General features: G+C 49.1%; 1 protein-coding gene. It reads left to right on the top strand.

Features of this window, described 5'->3' with window-relative positions:
• A partial coding sequence (locus BP846_RS03475) for an IS4 family transposase (protein ID WP_292392655.1) occupies positions 1 to 1,117 on the top strand: 1,117 nt, incomplete at its 5' end.
• Positions 1,118 to 1,122 lie beyond the last annotated feature (5 nt).

Below are 1,122 nucleotides of genomic sequence, written 5' to 3'. Positions count from 1 at the left end.
GAGCGAATCGGGGATGAACTTTGAAGTAGATGCAAACTGGAAGTTACTGGTACAATTTCTGCCCGAGGGTTGGGAAGACAAAGCGCAGGAACTTGGCGCCCTAACCCGGCGGCGTAAAATAGTGTCTGCGGAAGTGTTGCTGCGCATTCTCCTCATTCACTTAGCCGATGGTTGTTCGATGCGTGAAACGGTCGTCCGGGCAAGAGAAGTTGAACTGGTGGATATCTCCGATGTTGCTCTCTTAAAACGTCTTAAATCCAGTTCGGAATGGCTCCGCTGGCTCTCGGTACATCTTGCCGAACAAGTACACCTCCCCGTTCAAAAACCTCATTGGTTGCAGGACTTCAACGTCCGTCTGGTTGATGCGAGTGTCATCACCGAACCAGGCAGTACCGGGTCTGACTGGCGATTACATTACAGCATCGAGTTATTTGGCCTCTCATGCGACCATTTTCAAATCACTGACCAAAAAGTGGGCGAATCCTTCCGAAACTATCCTGTTGCACGCGGGGATCTCTTGATCGGTGATCGCGGGTATGGACGTATCGCCGGGATGAACTATGTTGCCGAACATGAGGGGGATTTCCTCGTACGGCTCAGTAATAAGGCATTTCAGGTGATGAAGAACGAACATGAGGAGTTTAATTTATTAGACCATTTTCGTGCTCTGGATTATGGGGAGATTGGTGATTTTGACGTCTTCTATAGGGTTTCGAAGGATCAACTGAAGCCCATTCGCCTCTGTGCGATAAAAAAGTCTCCGGAAATTGCAGAACGTTCAAAGAAAGGGGTTATCCGAACGGCAAGCAAAAAACAACAGTCCATCGATGAAGAGACGCTTGAGTTGCACGAGTATGTGTTTGTCGTCACCTCGCTGGCGAGAGACGTGCTATCCCCTGAAGAAGTCATGTCATTGTACCGGATGCGGTGGCAGGTTGAATTAGCGTTCAAACGATTGAAATCAATATTAGGCTTGGGACATCTCCCCAAAACGGATCCGGATAGTGCAAAAGCGTGGCTACACGGAAAGATGCTTATAGCGCTTCTCACCGCTGCAATTGTCGAGCAAGGACGTTTTTTTTCCCCCTGGGGATACCCTCTGCGCATACGAGGATGAGGAAA

This window comes from Methanoculleus sp. UBA303, from assembly GCA_002501655.1.
In the GTDB taxonomy this organism is placed as follows: Archaea; Halobacteriota; Methanomicrobia; order Methanomicrobiales; family Methanoculleaceae; genus Methanoculleus.
The sequence above is the reverse complement of the archived record's forward strand: the minus strand, read 5'-3'. Positions and strand labels throughout refer to the sequence as shown.